Consider the following 18,899-nt stretch of genomic DNA (forward strand, 5'->3'; position numbering starts at 1 on the left):
CGCTTTTGATCACGAAGTGAATCAGGATGCGTATTCGACTTCGAATCTTGAATGCAGGATGAACTTCCGGTGCTCACGTAGGTTCACCTACGCTCCGCTCCTCATTTCCTCCTGCCTCCAATCTTCTCGGTGCTGAAAAGCGGCTTTTTTGAACATGTACTATTATTCATTTTAGGAGGGACTTATCGATGAAACGTTCAACATCTATTGCAGCCGTGCTGCTCGGCCTGACCCTGGTTGTATCGGCTTGCGGCGGCAACAACACTCCAGCCCCTAATACATCTGGCAGCAACACGCAACCGCCGGCCACGGAGAACAATCAGGAAGCACCAGACAACTCGGTAGAGCCCACGAATATTAAGGTGGGGCTAGTATGCGGCGGCATGACGCCGATGCTGACACAGATCGGCATGAATGATGGATCGTTCGAAGAAGCCGGCCTGATCATTGAGAAAACCTGCTTCACCTCTGGTGCGGACGCGGTTCAAGCGCTGGTCGGCGGCAGTATCGACATCAATCTGGGATCGTATGAGCATGTGCTGAGACAGCAGAAAAACGGACTCGGCGTGAAGGCATACGGTGAAATCTACAACGGTGTTGGGTATTCACTGGTTGTGAAGGAAGATGCACCGTATCAAAACCTGGTGGACCTGAAGGATACAGTCCTGGCTGTAACCAAGGTAGGCAGTCTCTCGGATACGGGGCTGCGTTCCGGTCTGGAGGCGGAGGGCGTGAATGCCGAGATGGATGTTCAGATCATCAACGGCGGCAGCGGCGCGACAATGCTGGCTGCGATTGAGAGTGGACAGGCGGCAGGCGGCATGGTCTCGGAGCCGACAATCTCCCAGATGCTCTCCACCGGCGAATACCGGGTGCTCTATGATCCGCCGTTTGAATATGCAGGCATCGTGGTCATGGCCAAAACCGACTGGGCTGACGAGAATACGGAAGCCTTGCGCACCTTCCTCCGGGTGAACCAGGAGGTCTATGAGCGGACGCAGGCCGACCCGCAAAGCGCTGTCGAGCCAATGAAGGTGGAATTCGAGCAAATTTCAGACGAGGTGCTGCTGACAGCGATTGAAAATCAGCTGAAGAAGGTGCCTGCGGGACTGGAGATTACAGAGGAAGCAGCAGCTACTGTAGCGGGCACGCAAATCGAGCTGGGTGCGATTGCTGAAGAGATTCCTTTTGAAGAGACGGTTGATTTGACACTACTGCCTTAAGGAGGCTGATACGCATATGGCTAAGGACCTGAGATCTTATCTGAGTGAGCTGACCCACACGTATCCGGACAGTCTGAAGGTGGTGGACCACGAGGTCGACCCGAGATTCGGAATTACGGCTTACGCCTCCCGGCTGGCGCAGGACGGCCAGCATCCAGGGCTGCTGTTCACCAATGTAAAGGGCTCGGAGCTCTCCTGCATTTCCAACGTGCTCACCGAGTATGAGCGGATTGCATTGTATCTGGGCTGCGAGGTCGAGGACATCCCGCGCGTGTACGGGGAGCTTTTGAAGGCGCCGATTGCACCCATCGAGGTGGAGAAGCAGGCCGCAACAGTCAAGGAGGTCGTCATTGAAGGCGACGATATTGACCTCGGCAAACTGCCGATCCCGGTCCACAATGAGCAGGACGGCGGGCCGTATCTCTCGGCTGGCGTCATGGTCATCCGTGATCCGGACTCCGGCGAGATTAATGCCGGTATCTACCGGCATCAGATCTTCAACGCCAAGGAGATGGGCGTCTGGTTTCTCGGCGCGCATCATGGCGGTCTGATCTACAAGAAATACAAGAAGCAGGGCAAACCAGCGCCGATTGCCATCGTGCTGGGCCATCATCCCGGCTTCGTGATGGGCTCGGTCTCCCGCATCCAGGGCATCGGCGGCGAGTATGCGGCTGCCGGGGCGCTGATGGGCGAGCCGCTGGAGCTGGTGGCGGCGGACACCTCGGATCTGCTCGTACCTGCCCATGCAGAGATTATTCTGGAGGGAGAAATCCTACCGGATCACGAGCAAGTGGAGGGGCCGTTCGGCGAATGGCCGGGTCACTACCTGGGTGGCGGCTCGGTGCCGACCATCCGGATCACCCGGATCACGCATCGCCGTCATGCCATCTTCCAGGATATCGTGGCTTCCAGCCGCGAACATCTGGTTGTCGGCGGCGTGCCGCGTTCCGGCAGTATCTACCACACGGTGAAGGATGTCGTGCCGAGTCTGAAGGCGGTGCATGTGCCGTTTTATGCGAGAATGCATTGCTACATCTCCCTGCACAAGGAGCGGGAAGCCGATGTCAAGAAAGCAGCCTTCGCTGCGCTGAACACCGAGCAGGAGAATCTGCGGCATATCTTCGTGGTCGATGACGACATCAATGTATTTAATGAGGAAGAGGTTGCCTGGGCCATGGGGACCCGTTTCGATGCAGAGCGTGATCTGCTCGTCATTCCGAAATGGAACGGCCCCGGCGGATTGCTGCCGACGAACTGGGAGTACCATGCGGATGGCAAGAACACACCCCGCATGTCCAGCGCCATCATCGTCGATGCGACGAAGCCTGCGCCGCCGATCGTTTTCCCGAAGCGGGCGGTCGTTCCGGCGGATCACGTCGGACTGGCAGATCTGGATGCGCTGCGGGGCATCACCGAAGAAGAGAAGCGCAAGTGGCTCACAAACGAATAGTGGCTGGCTAGCCCCGGAGGCAACGACCGGGCAAGCGGGATGTACTCCCGCCTGCCCGCCCTGCCTGGGGCTACCTGCTGTATGAGGGTGAACGCAAGATTCGATGTCGAATATGCTTCCTGAATAACTTCGTGATCAACAGTGATAAGAAATGAGGGTAGTTAAATGAAGCTGGTCATAGGTATCTCAGGCGCCACGGGTCCGATCTATGGCATCCGGCTGCTGGAAGTGCTGCGAGAGCTGGGCGTGGAGACGCACCTGGTGCTGAGTCCGTGGGCGGAGAAGACGATTGTCATCGAGACGGATTACAAGGTGGACGAAGTCAAGGCGCTGGCAAGCGTCGTCCATCCCTCGGGCAATCAGGCGGCCATTATCTCCAGCGGCTCGTTCCGTACAGATGGCATGGTCATCGCACCGTGCAGCATGAAGACGCTGGCGGCCATCAGTCACGGCTACTCGGACAATCTGCTCACCCGTGCTGCAGATGTTATCATAAAGGAAAGAAGAAAACTCATCCTGCTGCCCCGGGAGACGCCGCTCAGCGAGATTCATCTGGACAACATGCTGCGGCTCTCCCGGCTGGGAGCAGTCATCCTGCCGCCGATGCCGGCCTTCTACACGAAGCCCGAGACGATCGAAGATATCGTCATGCATACGGTCTCCAGAACATTGGACCAGCTCGGCCTGGACTACAAGGGGACCAAACGTTGGCTGCAAAACTGAGTATGGCAGGGCAGGATGAGAGGAAGGAGAGTCTCGTGTTCAAACACGCACAGTTGTCGCCCATGGGGGATCGCGCGATGATCGTCCGGTTGGGCGAAGGGGTGGACCCGCAGACGCATCGCAGCGTCAAGCTGCTGACGGATTACCTGGCGGAGCATCCCTTCGATGGCCTCATCGAGACGATCCCTGCGTTTAATTCCGTTACGATCGAATATGATCCCCTGACCATCTATCAACAAGAAAGTCAGCGGTTGAAGGGCAGGGAAGAACAGCTGCAACTGCCGTTGGAGATCGTGGAACGCCGACTGCGCGAGGCGCTGGGCGCCTTAAGGGAAGGTCAGGAGCCGCAGTCCCGGCTGGTACGGATTCCGGTGTGCTACGGGGGAGAGTTTGGGGAAGACCTGGCGCATGTAGCCGAGCTCAATGGCTTGACACCTGAGGAAGTGATAGCCATCCATTCGGGCAGGGAGTATCTGGTCTACATGATTGGCTTTGCCCCGGGCTTTCCTTATCTGGGCGGAATGGACAGCCGAATCGCTGCGCCCCGCCGTTCGACGCCACGTCTGTCGATTCCACCGGGGACCGTGGGCATTGCGGGAGAGCAGACGGGCATCTACCCGATCGGCACACCGGGAGGCTGGCAGCTAATTGGCCGCTCGCCGCTTGCTTTGTTTCTTCCGGAGCAAGAGCCTCCGACCCTGCTGCAAGCGGGAGACCGCATCCGGTTCGAGCCAATCACCCGCGAAGAGTATGACCAATGGAGGGAGTAAGCTCGTGACGATTCAGGTAGACAAACCCGGCTTGCTGACCCTTCTACAGGATGCAGGCCGGTATGGGTATCAGAAATATGGCGTGATCGTCAGCGGCGCGATGGACAGCTTTGCTCACCGAACGGCGAATCTGCTGGTGGGCAATGGACCTGCAGAAGCGACGATGGAAATGACCGTCATCGGCCCGACGCTGACCTTCGAGGAAGCGGCACTGATTGCTGTCTGCGGCTCCAATCTAAATCCCCGTATTGGCAGCGAGCCGCTTCCGTTGTGGCGACCGGTCTGGGTGCCGGCGGGAACGACACTTGTCTGCGGCTCGTCGCGGCAAGGCTGCCGCAGTTATCTGGCGGTTGCCGGCGGCTTCGATGTTCCCGCGGTGATGGGCAGCTACGCCACCTATCTGCGCGCCGGAATTGGCGGTTATGCTGGTCGTGCTCTTAGACCGGGCGACCGGTTGCGGGCAGGGCGCCCGACCAGAGCAGGAGAGTTCATCAAGGCGCGTATCCGTCGCGGTGCCGTGGCTGGAGCGGCTTTTGATACGGTGAACTGGTCGGTGTCCAGGGAGCTTATTCCCGCCTATGCCGAATCGCCCGAAATCCGGATCACCGAAGGCTCGCAGTATGCGTTGTTTGATGAAGCAAGCCGGGAAGCGCTGGGCACGGCTGTCTACCGGGTCCAGCCGGCGTCCGACCGGATGGGCTACCGTCTGGCGGGCGAGCGGCTGCAGCTGATAGAGCCGCTGGAGATGGTGTCCGAGCCGGTGACCTTCGGTACAGTACAGGTACCGCCCGATGGACAGCCGATTGTTCTCATGGCGGACCGGCAGACGACCGGCGGCTATCCGAAGATTGCACAGGTCATTTCGGCAGATCTGCCACTGCTGGCCCAGGCCCATGTGGGGAGCGAGATCCGTTTTCGTATGGTCAGCTTGCAGGAAGCGCAAGAGAAGGCACTCCTGGTAGGCCTTAGCCTGCAGGTTATGGAAAAGAGCATTCAGATGTATTTTTCTCAAGGAGGATGAAGCATGAAGGTAGTGGATTTGAATTGTGATATGGGCGAAAGCTTCGGTGCCTACACGCTGGGGAGAGATGCTGAGATTCTGAAGTATGTCTCCTCGGCCAACATCGCTTGCGGATTCCATGCAGGCGATGCCGGTACCATGCGCCGTACGGTGAAGCTGGCGCTGGAGCAAGGCGTGGGCATCGGCGCGCATCCCGGATTGCAGGATCTGATCGGCTTCGGGCGTCGCCGGATGGATATCTCACCGCAGGAAGCGTACGAGATTGTTGTTTATCAGATTGGCGCGCTCTGGGGCTTTGTCCGCTCGGAGGGTGGACAGCTGCAGCATGTGAAGCCGCATGGAGAGCTGTACAATATGGCGGCGCAGAGCGCCCCGCTGGCGGAGGCGATCGCCGAGGCCGTCTACAAGATCGACCCCGGACTCGTCCTGTTTGGTCTGGCTGGTAGTGAGCTGGTGGCTGCGGGCCGCAAGGCCGGGTTGCGAACAGCCAGTGAAGTATTTTCCGACCGGACGTATCAGGCTGACGGCTCTCTGACCTCCAGAAGACAACCGGATGCGATGATTACCAAGGACGAAGAAGCGACGGCGCAGGTCATACGGATGGTCAACGAAGGCAAAGTGATGTCACGTCAGCAGGTTGATGTAGATATCCAGGCGGATACGATCTGCATTCACGGCGATGGCGAGCATGCGCTCACGTTTGCCAGAACCATTCACGAGGCGCTGGGGCAGGCTGGTATTACCGTACAGGCTGCTGGCAAGTCGGTAGCCGCGACATCCTAACCTACAGATAGGAGCAGTGCAATGAACGCGAAGCATATCGAAGCAGACGTATTGGTCGTTGGCTCCGGAGCGGCCGGCATGATGGCTGCCAAGGCGGCGGCTGATGGGGGAGCGAAGGTCGTGTTGGTGGACAAAAGCCTGATCGGCCGAGGCGGCGCGACGATTCTCGCCCAGATGACCGTGGCGGTAGCGTTGGGTGAAGCCGAGGCGGACAACCCCGACATCCATTTTGAGGATACGATGAAAGGCAGCCGTGACATGGCCGATCCGGTCATTGTGCGGACCATTGTGGACCGCGGACCGGAGGTCATCCGTGAGGTGGAAGGCTACGGCGTGAAATGGGCCCGTACACCGGATGGCAAGCATGCGCAGGTCGTTGCTCCGGGACATAGCCGCCAGCGCTGCGTGTATGTGGATATTCTCAATACGGGCGGCGCCACCTCGGCGGGCCTGCGCAAGGCGATCTGGAAGCATCCGCGCATCGAGCGGCTCAAAAACGTCATGATCACCAAGCTGGTTGTGGAGAATGGCACGGTTCAGGGAGCCGTCGGCTTCGGTATCGAGCGCTATGAGCCGTTTACGGTTGCCGCGGGTGCGGTAATTCTGGCGACGGGAGGACTGACCGAGGTCTATGCGCGCAACAGTGCCTCGGCCAACATGACGGGCGATGGCTTCCTGTTGGCCGCAGAAGCGGGGGCGGAGCTGCGCGACATGGAGATGGTTCAGTTTTTCCCGATTGCTCATCTGCATCCGCCGTTGGTTGGCATCGATCCGATCATGTGGGACCCGTTCCGCTACAAGCTGGGTGGACGGCTGCTCAATGGCAACCACGAAGAATTCATGGACCGCTATAACAAGGAGCAATCCGGCGTCTATACGGCAGCCCGGGACCAGACGAGCTATGCGATCTTTCAGGAGGTCGAGGCCGGACGGGGCACGCCGCATGGCGGCGCGTACCTGGACTTTCGGATGGTAGAGGAGGCGCGACTGAAGGAGGCTTTTGGCCCTGTCATTAAGATTCTGGCTGACCAGGGTGTTGATCTGACCCGCGACCTGGTCGAGGTGGCACCGATGGCGCATTTCACCATGGGCGGCATCCGCGTGAACTCGGACATGGAGACGCGTGTGCCGGGTCTGTATGCGTGCGGTGAGCTTATCTATGGCATGCATGGCGCCAACCGGCTCTCCGGCAACGCCATCACGGAAGCGCTCGTCACCGGGCGGATTGCCGCAGAGACTGCGGTGCAGGCTAACCGTGGTCGTGGCGATGCGGAGCTGGTGCGGTCGGCGCTGGCGGCTGAAGTAACGCGGCTGGAGGCCTTCTGGCACCCGCGCAGCGTCGAGCAGGATGAGGCTTCGATGCTGGCCTGCAAGCGCGAGCTGCAGCAGCTGATGTGGGAGGACGCCGGCCCGCTTCGCACCGAAGCGAGCCTGGAGCGAGCCTTGGACCGGCTAACCGAGCTGGGTGAGCGGGTACGCGGGGTAGCGCTGGCGCCGCAGCGGAGCTTCGCCCTGTCTCTGGCGGAGAAGCTGGAGCTCAGCGGCATGATTCAACTGAGCGAGTCTATCGTGCGCGGCGGACTGGTCCGCCGGGAGACGCGGGGCGCGCATGTACGGCTGGACTACGCCGATGCTTATGAGACCGCGGTCACAACCGTTTTCGCGCTGGCTGAGAGTGGAGAGTGGAGCGTCAGGGAGCAGCCTCTGGCCGAAGCGATAGAAGACAGCAAAGGGGACGAGGCAGCATGGCAACAGTAACGTTACACACCGTGCGCGGTGACGAGGACAGCGGACGTCGGGAAGAAACATATGAGGTGCCGTACCGTGAAGGCATGAGCCTGCTCGACGCCATCTTCTGGATCCGGGAGCATCAGGACGCCTCCTTCGCTGTGCGCTATTCCTGCCGTTCTGCGAATGCCTGCAAGGAATGCATGGCGCTAATTGATGGCAAGGCAGGCTTTCTATGCAGCGTCCGGGCGGTGCCGGAAACGGCTGTGCGCCTGGAGCCGCTGCCGACCATGGCTTGGATCAAGGACCTGGCAACTGCGCTGGAGTAGGGAGGAGATTAGCATGCAACAGAAACTGACCATTGCGATGTCCGAGAGCGACCGCACCCACCGGCTGCTCTCCGGCCGTGAAACGCTGGGGGCTTGGACACTGGAGCCTCAGGCGGCGAGTATTGAGGAAATCTTCGTCAAGCAGATCTCGGGCGCGGTCTATGATGTCTCCGAGCTGTCGCTGGCTTCATACCTGATCGCGCTGGGGCGGGGAGAGCAGCGGCTCACGGCGATTCCGGTCTTTCTCTCTCGCTCGTTCCGACACAATGCCATCTATGTCCGCAGCGACAGCCCGTGGACGCACCCTTCAGAGCTGAAGGGCGTCAGCTTCGGCTTTCCGGAGTATCAGATGACGGCGGCGGTCTGGGTGCGCGGCATGTTCCGGCATGAGTGGGGAATCGGTCTTGGCGAGATGGACTGGGTTACGTACCGTGAGGAACGGGTCCCGATTGCGACACCGGCCCGCCGGGGCGCGGGGGAGGATATCTTTGACGCGCTGGCCTCTGGAGAGGTCGATGCCATTATGACGGCGAGACGTCCTCCGGCACGCTACTTTCCTGCATCGGGCGAGGGCGGCACGCTGCGTCGGCTGATCCCGGAGGTCTGGGAGGCAGAGCGCGATTATTACCGCCGGACAGGTATTTTTCCGATCATGCATCTGGTGTCGGTCAAGGCGGAGACCGCCGAGCGGCATCCGGAGCTGCCGAAGCAGCTCTATGAGCTGATGCTGCAGCGCAAGGATGAGGGCATCGCCCAAGCGCTGGAGACAATCAAAAATCCAACCTCCGTGCCATGGCTGCTGGAGGCGGCTGAACGGAGCGCGCAGCTGATGCAGGACGACATGTGGCCTTATGGCCTGCAGGCCAATTGGCCGCAGATCGAGTTGTTCATGTCTTATCTGCAGGAGGACGGGCTGTTGGATCGCAAGCTGGCAGCCGAAGACATCTTTCACGCTTCTGTTCTGCATACGTAGCTCCTGCCCGTGCATAGGCTTGTGGAAAGAGCCGCTGCGGCGGTTCGTGTACGAGCCGAAACGGGGGGAGAGTCATGCGAGCCATTATAGCAGCATTGCGCCGCTGTCAGGAGGAACGACGTTCCTGCGTCATCGCCACGATAATCCAGGTGGAGGGTTCCGCTTACCGCCGGGAGGGCGCGCGCTGTCTCATTCATGTGAATGGCGAGATCACTGGTATATTAAGCGGCGGGTGCCTCGAGGAGGAACTGAGGTTGCAGGTCTGCACGGTGTTCGCTGACGGGGTCCCGAAGCGGGTCGCCTACGATCTCAGGGCAGGCGAGGACGAGCCATGGGGGCTCGGACAAGGCTGCAATGGTGCCGTGACGATCTGGCTTGAGCTGTTCGACCCTGTCCTTCGTCCGGAGGCAGCAGCTGTGATGCTCGCAGATGGCGAAGCAAGACTTACTAGCGAGATCCCTTACTGGGCGCTAATGGTAGTAAGTGCTGAGACAGGTGGGCCTTACAGACCTGGAGATCGCTTGAAAATCTCGGAAGAGGATAGGCAGTTGGGAAATCCGTTGGCAGCGCCTGACACCGTTACGGGCCTGCGTTCAGTTACTATAGAAAGACATTCCCTTGAGGTATTTACGGAGCACATCCGGTCAGAGCCGAGGCTGTACATTATTGGCGTCGGCGCCGATGTCGAGCTGCTCTCGCGGCTGGCAGGACTGATGGCATGGCCCGCTACCGTGGTCTATCATCAGACTTCGCGGGCGGATGAAGCCATGTTCCCAGCTGCTGAGCAGGTGCTTCACGTGCCGCGCGGGGATTTCTCTCGTCTCGGAGAACGGCCTGGCAGCTATGCCGTCGTGATGACGCATCAGCTGGAGCTTGACCAGGAGGCGGTGCGCCAGCTACTGCCGATGGCTCACCTCGCCTATGTTGGCGTACTAGGCTCTCGCAGCCGGATCCAGCGCATCGTGACGCATGCCGCGACTGCCTCAGGCTTCCGTGCCGAATGGCTGCACAAGCTGCATGCTCCTATTGGTCTGGATATCGGCGGCGGAACGCCTGAGACCATCAGCCTGAGCATTATGTCAGAAATGATGGCGCATCGTCATGGCAGGCTGGGCGGCTCACTGCGCGACATGGGCATGTTGCTATCTTCCGCAGAGGATGAGGCCCGTCTTGTGGCTGGAGGCGAGGAGCCAGGGGAGAAAGTGAGCCGAGAGCAGCGTTCGGGCCGGATCTTGGGCTGGAGCCCAGAGTTAAGTCCTGTCTCTCAAGACGGGAGGGCTACCGAATGAGGAAGGCGAAGCTCTGGCTAGCCATCATCGCGGCCGGACAATCGCAGCGTATGGGCTCACCCAAGCAACTGCTGCCCATTGGCGACGTGCCGATGCTGCAGCATGTCACACGCCGGGTCCTGAGGGCTAGGTCCGGCATTCTCTCGGAGGCTGGGGTTCCCTGCAACCAACTGTTTCACCTTGATTTGCCAGGGGCTGAACGTTCTCAGCGTAACCCCCAAGGGGAAGAAGGGACGCCTGAACATAACCTCTTGCCCACTGACATACGGTTGCTACAGGAGTCGGTACGGGAGCAATTGCATGTACAGGTCCAAGTGGCGGTCATTGCCTCAGCTGATCCGGAGCTTCGCGCCCACTGCCAGGAGCCGGGAGCCCTATGGCTTGTTAACGACCAGCCCCAGCTCGGCATGAGCCGCTCGATCGTAACGGCGGCCCGGCATGCTGCAGATGCTGGGGCGGATGCGCTGATGATCTTGCTAGGCGACCAGCCAGGCATTGAGCCTAACACTGTGGTGCAGGTGGCTGCGGCTTATCTGACGGAGGGTACGGTCATCGTGCAGACCCGTTATTTGGACGGGCCGGGTCACCCGGTCCTTTTCAATAGACAGTTGTTCCCCCAGCTGCTTCAGCTCCAAGGGGACCACGGGGCGCGGGAGGTGCTGCGGCAGCACCGGGAATCCATTCATTACGTCGACGTACCGGCCCGCGCCCCCGTCGATCTGGACACGCCAGAGGATTATGAAGGCTACTATACAAGTACTAAGGAGGGGAGCCAGCATGGCTACACTTGATTCATCCCAGCTATGGACGCCGCCTGAACCGCTGCATCACCCTGACAGCCCGTTGTCCAAAGCTTTTCAGCAGCCCTTGATGCTCGGTTTGTTCCTGCCTTTGCAGACCGGTGGCTGGTCGCAATCCACGCTGCCAAGAGGCACGGATTGGTCCTACGCGTACAATGCCAAACTGACCAAACAAGCGGAAGCGCTCGGCTTCGATGTGGTGTTCGGGCTCTCGCAATGGCTGCCCAAAGGGGGATTTGGGGGCGAGGCCCACTACCGCGAAAATTTCCTGGACCCATTTGTTTCTACTGTCGCGCTGGCTGCCGAAACCAAGCGCATCTTGCTGCTGGGTACGATTCATGTGTTGTACGGCCCGTGGCATCCGATGCATCTGGCACGCTTCCTCGCGACAGCCGACCATATCTCCCAGGGCAGGTTCGGGGCCAATATTGTGACGGGTTATGCCGAGAATGAGCCGCGGATGTTCGGGGCGACCCGACTGGATCATGACTCGCGCTATGATAGATCAGCTGAGTTCATACGCATCTGCAATGCGCTCTGGTCGGGCGAGGATAATCTGACGTACCAAGGCGAATATTATGCGCTGGAGGATGCCTATGTCTCGCCGAGACCGCTCTATGGGCGTCCGGTCCTGGCATCCGCCTCCGGATCGCCGGCAGGGTTTCAGTATGCGGCACGATACTCCGACATTGTGTTTGTCTCCAGCCCCGCAGGAGAGAAGCTGGCGGACGCCCTCCCCAAGCTGCCCGCTCATGTAGCAGCCGTTAAGGATGCGGCCACGGCACAGCAGCGCCAAGTCCGGGTTATTATTAACCCGACCATTATCGTACGACCGACGCGGGAAGAGGCGCTTGCGTATTATCAATCGATTATGGATCACGCCGATCTGGGCTCGATTCGCAATTTCTATGCTCGACACGCGGCGGGGGACAGTGTCTCGTGGCTGGAGCACTCGGCCAAGGGACGAGCCGTGGGCGGCCACCTGCATATCATCGGCTCGCCCGAGGAGGTCGCAGAGCAGCTGCGGCAGCTCCACGCAACAGGGATCGACGGCATCCAGATCACCTTCTACGATTACGAGCCGGAGCTCGCGTACTTTGGCGAGAGTGTCATTCCGCTCTTGGAGCAGGCCGGTCTGCGATTGCCGCTGGATGCTACTAATTAAGCGAAGTATGATGGCTAAAACTCAAAAAGGACTGATGGAAAGCATTCGTTTCCAACCAGTCCTTTTTGCATATCAGTGGGCCGGACTGCGCCGCTCCAACTTTGTATCTCCACAGCGCCCACATTGGGCTAACTAATTAGATCTATCGCGCCTTTGTTCCTATGCAGCTCCGAATCCAGCAAACTCATCCGATCCAACGCACCCTAGTTCCTCTGCAGCGTTACATTCGTTCGGGAAAGGTTTGGTGGAGGGTGTTAATGATATCGATAATAAGGATATGAGAGAGGGCTAACTGCTTGCCAGGAGTGCTTAGCATAGGTAGCATTTTTTCCGCTAAACGGTCTGTTTCGCGCATGAAATCAAAAATATGGAATTTATTTTCCGCTATTCACTGCAATCCATCAGATAACCAATGGTTAGTTAGCCAATAACGGAAAATATGCTCCTTATACCCGGCTGAACCACCGATATGAAGCGAATAACGGAACATATGCACCATAAGCATTCAACCTATCGAACACGCTCTCATGGCAAGCGTTAGAACGATTTCGAGCGGGTAAGCGTACGCGATAGGTTTGTCAAAGGCTTCACGATTACGTTGATGCAGTCAACTCGTAAAGATATTGTCCAGAAAGCAAAGTTATTGCTCTTTTCCCCAGATGTGCGCTCCTTATAATTAATAATGTAAGCGCATACGAACGTAAAGGGAGAGAGTATATGAAAACGATCAAGCAAAAAAGCCTCATGGTTATGCTGTGTCTGGCGCTGCTGCTGGAGGGCTGGGCTATTGGAGGTGCAGCCTCGGCAACGGAAGTAGAGGCTGGACCGCTGTCGGCAGCAACCACTTACTATGTCAGTCAATCGACTGGCGACGACAGTTATGATGGGCTGGCCCCGGAATGGGATGGCACGCATGGGCCATGGCAGACGCTCGCCAAGGCATCTACTGTCACCTACACCCCAGGCGATAGTCTTCAGCTCAAGCGTGGGGATGCGTGGAATGAACAGCTGACGATGCGCGGGAGCGGTACGGAGAGCGAGCCTGTCATCGTAACTGGCTACGGAGCCGGAAATCGTCCGTATATCTACCGGAATAATGGTGTGGACGACGAGGCCATTCGCATCGATAATGCGGACGGCTATCGAATCGAAGGGCTGGAGCTGGCCAACGCCAGGCGCGGCATCCGCATTATTGCCAACGGCAACGACAAGCCCCGCTTTGAGCATTACTGGATCGAGGATAATTACTTCCGTAACATCACGAATCCTTTCGGCAGCTTGCCCGGCGAGGAGGGCACGGCCATTGATCTCGTCACGGTGCCTGGAAACATGCCGGTGTTCGCCAATCTGACAATCAAGAACAACATTTTCCGTCGCACGGAGATCAGCTACATCATGTGGAGTGACGGCATCGCCCCGCGGCAGGAAAATGTACTCTTTGAAGGCTCGACCTTCCTGGAGAACGGCAGGAATCAGGTGTTTCAGTGGAGCGGGGAGAATATCGATCTCCGAAACAATTTGTTCTACTACAACTATCCCTGGAAATATTTTGGGGTCGGTCTGACCTCCGTTCTGACGGAGCATCTCTCTGGCGCACCCGGGGTGTACAACGAAGTGGACGGCAATGAATTCGGCTGGTCGGGCACTTATCCTGGCGACCACGACGGCACCGCCTACGATTTTGAGAAATCCGGTGACTACATTCATTTCACCAACAATTTTGTTCATGATTCGTACCGCTACGGCGTTATGTTCATGGGCGGTCAGACCTTTAACCACCTGGTAGTTGCCGATAACTTGTTCAAGGATAATACGCTGGGCACTAAGGATCAGCCGTACAACATCTGGTTGCGCGCGGACAATACAGGCTCAGGAGAGTTCACCAACAACCAGTTCTATAGTGATTCGGGTGTGACCGGCTTCTTCCAGAAGCCATCGAGCTTCACCTATACCAATAATACAGATCCGGCGACGACTCCAGGCTTCGTGGCGATGCCATTGGTCACCGAGCTGGCAGCACCGACGCCGCAATCCCGCACCTATACGTTTGAGAGTGCGACATGGGGAGCCGAGCTGCGCTATACGCTGGACGGCAGCGTACCGGACAGCAGCAGCATACTCTACACCGGACCGATTACGGTGTCGGACAAGTCAGCTGTCGTGAACGTGAAGGCCTTCGTCGCGGGGATGCACCCGAGCAAGACGAACGCCGTACTGGTGGACCTTAGAGAAACGGAGGAAGGCGAGGGTCCTGCTCATTGGTGGAAACTGGACGAAACTGCAGGCAGTACGGCAGCAGATACGGTCGGCGGCGCGGACGGGACGGTGACCAACGGCACATGGACGACAGGTATCATGAATGGCGCACTGGCCTTCGATGGTACAAGCGGTGGGGTTGATGTGAATGATGCGGCGCTGGCTGTGATCGAAGACGACTTCACGATGGCGTTCTGGGTGAAGCCGCAAGGGGAGATTACGCTGCCGCCAGAGGCTGGTGACGGCATTAGCGGCGATCAGGGCCAGCGCTACGCGATCGCTCCGTCTTACAGAGGCGGCGGAGTAGATAGCACGCATGCAGGAGTCGGCGTATCGGTAGGCACCAACGGCATTGCTGTGGTCGAGCACTCGGACGTGTATCTGCCAGCCCTATTAGTGGATGGTGGAATTTCACTGGACTCTGACAAGTGGACCCATATTGCGATCGTCTACAAAGATAAGCAGCCCTGGCTCTACGTCAACGGCATCTTCCGCAAAGCCGGTCATAGAAGCACCAAAATAGTTCATCCAAGCGGTGACATCGGCGGCTCCGGGCTGGGCAGATACACCGGGTCGATTGATGATGTGCGCATCTACGACCGACAGCTTGCAATCCAGGAGGTACAGACGCTCAGCCACTTTGCTCATGAGCCAGAGCTGCCAGAGTACGTCTCGCAGTGGCAGGTGTTTAACAGTCCGCTGGATGGCGGGCTATATCCCACGGGCTTCGGACTGGAAGCAGACGCCATTACCTTCTCGGGAGAAGGCTACTACACGATTACAGAGGGCGAGGTGGAGAGTGCCAACGGTGCTGTCTTCACCCCGTCGATTAATCCAGAGCACTATTCCGTTGTCTTCACACCGCAGCAGATTGCAGGCAATCAGGCTGCGGACGACGATTCATGGCTGGCACTCGCGCTGCTCGACGCGCCACGATACTTCAATGTGCTGAAACCGGAGCAGGCCCGGGGACTCGTGGTGCTGCTCCGCAACAGCAACAACCAGCTCCGGCTGGAGCCCTACAAGCTGGTCGATGCGGGCTTCCTTGCCCAGCCGGCACTTACCCTTGGCACCGCCGCAACTGGTCAGACCTACGAGCTGAGGCTGGCTGAGTCCGGTGGTGAATGGAAGCTGATGGTGGACGATACAGAGTTCACCGGCGATTACACCGATATCGTCTCGCTGCTGTCGAGCGACCCGGCATATGCGATGGTTGGTCTGTCTGACAAGGACGGCGGCGAGAATCGGATCGCCATCCATACGGTCAACGGTCAACAGGCGTACGGTACCCCCTCGTATCCGGAGTGGCGAGACGGCTACCTGAGCGTATCTGGCATTACCGATACAGAGGTGACGCTCGATTGGGGCGGGGCGGTCGACCGCGAGGGTGTTGACGGTTACCGGATCTATCGTGATGGCACAGATGTAGCGGAGGTTGAGGGCGATACGTCACAGTATGTCGTGACCGGATTAAACCCCGCCACCGACTATACCTTCCGCATTGAGGCTCGTAATGCCGCCAACGGCTGGAGTGTCGGTGGTCCGACCGCCCAAGTGACGACGGACTACGCTTTGCCGGAGGACCTGAGCTTCGCTGCTGACTGGCAGCTCTTCACCGGAAAGGCGAATGGCGAGGACGTGCCGACAGAGGTGCGGCTGGGTCATAACGGCATCGTCTTCATGGGCTCGGGCTACTACACGGTAGCTAATCAGGCGGTTGTTCCTAGCAATGGCGCGGTATTCACGGAGCCGGTCGACGTGAATCAATTCAAGGTGCGATTCACACCGGAGCGGATCGCCGGCAGCCTCAGCCGTGGCGATGATTCGTGGGTGGCGATCAGCCTGATGAGCAGCCCGGACTATTTTGATGTGCTGGACCCTGCGTCTGGAGAGGGGCTTGTCGTGCTGCTCCGCGATACGGATGGGCAACTGACAGTCCAACCGCATCTGCTGACAACCGGAGCAGGCTTCCAGGCGATGCCGGAGCTTACGCTGGATGCGCCTGTGCGGCAGCAGCACGAGCTGCAGCTCACGGCAGTTGATGGTGTGTGGCGACTCGGCGTGAATGGGATGCTGCTCCCGGGCGACTATTCCTACCTCGTTGATACAGTGCTGGGCGAGCAGGCGTATGTCCAGATCGGACTGTCGGACAAACAGCATCTGCAGAACCGCATCCGCGTGCATACGGTGAACGCTGCGCCGGCTCATGTGCCAGGCTGGGAGCAGCGGGCCATGCAGCCGTTCTGGCAGGGCAAGACGATGGTTGACGAGTCACTGCTCATGGTGGCAGGCGACAATGGTCTGCCAGAGGCAGATCTCTTGTTCGAGCCGACGGAGATTCTCTCCGTCCGCAGCGCGACGCTGGACAAGACCTATGTGGAGGGAGTGGACTGGACCTACGCTGACGGCAGGCTGCGGTTGCTGCCGGGTTCAACGATCCCCTTCATGACGGAGGCGCAACTGTATCCGGAGCAGGTCGTGCCAGGTGAAAGTGTGGACAGGCGAGGCGGCGGTGCAGTTTTGCTGCGCGAAGGCAGTTACTTCCATGAGCGGCAAATCGTTGTCACCTATCGTCATGCGGGCGGGGCCTGGGCAGGACCGGTCCCCGAGCTTCAGAGTGAACGTCTGCCGGTGACGCTCGGCAAGCTGCAGGACGGGGAGCCGTTGAAGCTGCTCGTCCTGGGTGACAGCATTGCCACAGGGGCGAATGCGAGCGGCGTCACCAACGCCTCGCCCTACTTGCCGGATTGGGCAGAGCTGCTGAAACGGGGGCTCCAGGCGCACTACGACGCCGATATTAACCTGATTAATCGCTCCAAGGGAGGCATGACCTCGATGTGGGGGATGGAGGAGGCGGAGGTGGCAGCGGGCGAAGCGCCTGATCTGGTTATCGTCGCCTTCGGCATGAATGACGGGGTAGGCAGCGACGAGCTCTATGCGCCGGCGCTGTTCCGTTCCTATATTGCAACGATTATGGATCATTTCCGTGCCGCCAACAATGAGGTGGAGTTCATCCTGGTCGGGACGACGCTGGCCAATCCCGAGACCTATTTTGACGGCAAGCAGCCGCTCTATATGGCCGAGCTGGACGCACTGGCCGAGGATGGAGCGGGGATTGCAACGGCAGACATGACTGGGGTGCATGCGGAATTGCTGACGCATAAGGCATTCCGGGATATGACGGGCAACCATGTCAACCATCCCAACGATTTCCTTGTCCGTTGGTATGCGCAGATGCTGTCTGGCCTGCTGATCCCTACCGCTCCTGAAGAAGGTCCGGGCGGCGGCGATGGCGGGACAGGTGGAGGGGATGGGAACGGCTCCGCTGGCAGCGGTTCAACTGGTAACAGTTCGGGTGGTGACGGGTCCTCTGGCAGTCCTTCAACCGGTAACGGCTCTGGCGGCTTGACCGAAGCGACAGAAGAAGTGGCGTTTCGTCTGCTGGGCGCACAGGAACGCTCCCAGCTGTTATCCCGAGCCGTCTTGTCCGGCTCAGTAAAGCTGCAGCTTGCAGGGGAAATGGTAGAGGTGACGGAGGCGGAGCTTGCGGGAGAGGCAGTCTACGAGCTGATGTTGCGTATGGAGCAATCCTCCGGGCACGTCGAGCTGACAGGCATCTACTATTGGGATGAGGCGCATGCAAGCTGGACCTATGTCCGGAGCTTCCGCAACCTGGAGGAAGGGAGCATTCGCGGAAACATCAACAAGCCCGGCATCTACGGCGTCCTCGTCTATGACCGTACGTTCGCTGATGTGCCAGCGACGCACTGGGCGGGAGAGGCGATCAAGGTACTGTCCGCCGCTCAACTGATCCAGGGCGTCGACGCATTGCATTTTGAGCCCAGTCGACAGATATCCAGAGCCGAATTTACCACGCTGCTGGTCCGACTGCTGAACCTTGAGCCGGGGCAGCCGGGCCCGTTCTCGGATGTCATGACCGGCGTCTGGTACGAGGCTGCAGCTGCGGCTGCTTATGAGGCGGGCATCGTCAAGGGCAACGACAAGCAGGAGTTCATGCCTCATCAGATAATTACCCGCGAGGAGATGGCCACGATGCTTGTCCGTGCTGCTGAACGGGGCAGCTTGCCGTTGCAGGCGGCTGCGATGGAGGAGCCTTCGGCCTTAACTGGCTACACCGATGCTGAAGCCATCGCTGCGTGGGCCCATCAGGCGGTTGCCACAGTAACAGCTGCCGGGCTCATGCAGGGCCTGGACAACGGCAAGTTCGGACCGGACGAGGGGGCCACACGCGCACAGGCTGCGACGGTGATTAGACGACTTGATGGAATGCTTCGCGCTCTGGAAATGCAGACTGTAAATAATGTTGCTACAAGGTAAAGATCTTTGTCTTATGCCACAAGGCATCATGCTCTAAGATAAAGATAAGCA

At 58.9% G+C, this 18,899-nt stretch carries 13 protein-coding genes; all 13 read left to right on the forward strand.

Translation table 11 applies throughout. From position 1 onward, the window contains the following. Window positions 1-188 precede the first annotated feature (188 nt). The 13 genes from F556_RS0119655 (at window position 189) to F556_RS36450 (ending at window position 18,848) form a co-directional block, all read left to right on the forward strand. The gene (locus tag F556_RS0119655; protein ID WP_020618706.1) at window positions 189-1,223 is read left to right on the forward strand and encodes an ABC transporter substrate-binding protein; all 1,035 of its coding nucleotides are present in this window, start codon (window positions 189-191) and stop codon (window positions 1,221-1,223) included. A gap of 16 nt (window positions 1,224-1,239) precedes the next feature. Further along, complete coding sequence (locus F556_RS0119660; RefSeq protein ID WP_020618707.1) at window positions 1,240-2,673, forward strand: UbiD family decarboxylase; 1,434 nt, start codon at window positions 1,240-1,242, stop codon at window positions 2,671-2,673. 165 nt (window positions 2,674-2,838) lie between these two features. Beyond that, a complete protein-coding gene (locus F556_RS0119665; protein ID WP_020618708.1) occupies window positions 2,839-3,396 on the forward strand; it encodes a UbiX family flavin prenyltransferase in 558 nt (185 codons plus the stop codon). 62 nt (window positions 3,397-3,458) lie between these two features. Continuing rightward, window positions 3,459-4,166 carry a 5-oxoprolinase subunit PxpB gene (gene pxpB, locus F556_RS0119670; RefSeq protein ID WP_020618709.1) on the forward strand — a complete coding sequence of 236 codons (708 nt, stop codon included), beginning with the start codon at window positions 3,459-3,461 and terminating at the stop codon, window positions 4,164-4,166. A gap of 4 nt (window positions 4,167-4,170) precedes the next feature. After that, a complete protein-coding gene (locus F556_RS0119675) occupies window positions 4,171-5,187 on the forward strand; it encodes a 5-oxoprolinase subunit C family protein (protein WP_020618710.1) in 1,017 nt (338 codons plus the stop codon). Between the two features lie 3 nt (window positions 5,188-5,190). Continuing rightward, window positions 5,191-5,970, forward strand: coding sequence for a LamB/YcsF family protein (locus tag F556_RS0119680; protein ID WP_020618711.1), 780 nt, complete (start codon window positions 5,191-5,193; stop codon window positions 5,968-5,970). 21 nt (window positions 5,971-5,991) lie between these two features. After that, window positions 5,992-7,728, forward strand: coding sequence for an FAD-binding protein (locus F556_RS0119685; protein WP_020618712.1), 1,737 nt, complete (start codon window positions 5,992-5,994; stop codon window positions 7,726-7,728). Further along, entirely contained in the window at window positions 7,716-8,027 is a 312-nt protein-coding gene (locus tag F556_RS0119690; RefSeq protein WP_020618713.1) for a 2Fe-2S iron-sulfur cluster-binding protein, read from the forward strand. Before F556_RS0119685 ends, F556_RS0119690 begins: the two co-directional genes overlap by 13 nt. A gap of 13 nt (window positions 8,028-8,040) precedes the next feature. Beyond that, a complete protein-coding gene (locus F556_RS0119695; RefSeq protein WP_020618714.1) occupies window positions 8,041-9,000 on the forward strand; it encodes a substrate-binding domain-containing protein in 960 nt (319 codons plus the stop codon). Window positions 9,001-9,074: 74 nt separating this feature from the next. Beyond that, a complete protein-coding gene (locus F556_RS0119700; protein ID WP_020618715.1) occupies window positions 9,075-10,289 on the forward strand; it encodes an XdhC family protein in 1,215 nt (404 codons plus the stop codon). Continuing rightward, window positions 10,286-11,080, forward strand: coding sequence for a nucleotidyltransferase family protein (locus F556_RS36445; protein WP_020618716.1), 795 nt, complete (start codon window positions 10,286-10,288; stop codon window positions 11,078-11,080). The genes F556_RS0119700 and F556_RS36445 overlap by 4 nt, the downstream gene beginning before the upstream one ends. Beyond that, window positions 11,067-12,254: an LLM class flavin-dependent oxidoreductase gene (locus F556_RS0119710; RefSeq protein ID WP_020618717.1), complete on the forward strand. Its 1,188-nt coding sequence runs from the start codon at window positions 11,067-11,069 to the stop codon at window positions 12,252-12,254. Before F556_RS36445 ends, F556_RS0119710 begins: the two co-directional genes overlap by 14 nt. A gap of 717 nt (window positions 12,255-12,971) precedes the next feature. Further along, window positions 12,972-18,848: an S-layer homology domain-containing protein gene (locus F556_RS36450; RefSeq protein ID WP_020618718.1), complete on the forward strand. Its 5,877-nt coding sequence runs from the start codon at window positions 12,972-12,974 to the stop codon at window positions 18,846-18,848. Window positions 18,849-18,899 lie beyond the last annotated feature (51 nt).

This window comes from Paenibacillus daejeonensis DSM 15491 (assembly GCF_000378385.1).
In the GTDB taxonomy this organism is placed as follows: domain Bacteria; phylum Bacillota; class Bacilli; order Paenibacillales; family Paenibacillaceae; genus Paenibacillus_D; species Paenibacillus_D daejeonensis.

Bases quoted from the DNA above. Each gene is read 5' to 3' on its own strand.
- F556_RS0119655 (WP_020618706.1), top strand. From the start codon at position 189: ATGAAACGTTCAACATCTATTGCAGCCGTGCTGCTCGGCCTGACCCTG.
- F556_RS0119660 (WP_020618707.1), top strand. From the start codon at position 1,240: ATGGCTAAGGACCTGAGATCTTATCTGAGTGAGCTGACCCACACGTAT.
- F556_RS0119665 (WP_020618708.1), top strand. From the start codon at position 2,839: ATGAAGCTGGTCATAGGTATCTCAGGCGCCACGGGTCCGATCTATGGC.
- pxpB (WP_020618709.1), top strand. From the start codon at position 3,459: ATGGGGGATCGCGCGATGATCGTCCGGTTGGGCGAAGGGGTGGACCCG.
- F556_RS0119680 (WP_020618711.1), top strand. From the start codon at position 5,191: ATGAAGGTAGTGGATTTGAATTGTGATATGGGCGAAAGCTTCGGTGCC.
- F556_RS0119685 (WP_020618712.1), top strand. From the start codon at position 5,992: ATGAACGCGAAGCATATCGAAGCAGACGTATTGGTCGTTGGCTCCGGA.
- F556_RS0119690 (WP_020618713.1), top strand. From the start codon at position 7,716: ATGGCAACAGTAACGTTACACACCGTGCGCGGTGACGAGGACAGCGGA.
- F556_RS0119695 (WP_020618714.1), top strand. From the start codon at position 8,041: ATGCAACAGAAACTGACCATTGCGATGTCCGAGAGCGACCGCACCCAC.
- F556_RS0119700 (WP_020618715.1), top strand. From the start codon at position 9,075: ATGCGAGCCATTATAGCAGCATTGCGCCGCTGTCAGGAGGAACGACGT.
- F556_RS36445 (WP_020618716.1), top strand. From the start codon at position 10,286: ATGAGGAAGGCGAAGCTCTGGCTAGCCATCATCGCGGCCGGACAATCG.
- F556_RS0119710 (WP_020618717.1), top strand. From the start codon at position 11,067: ATGGCTACACTTGATTCATCCCAGCTATGGACGCCGCCTGAACCGCTG.
- F556_RS36450 (WP_020618718.1), top strand. From the start codon at position 12,972: ATGAAAACGATCAAGCAAAAAAGCCTCATGGTTATGCTGTGTCTGGCG.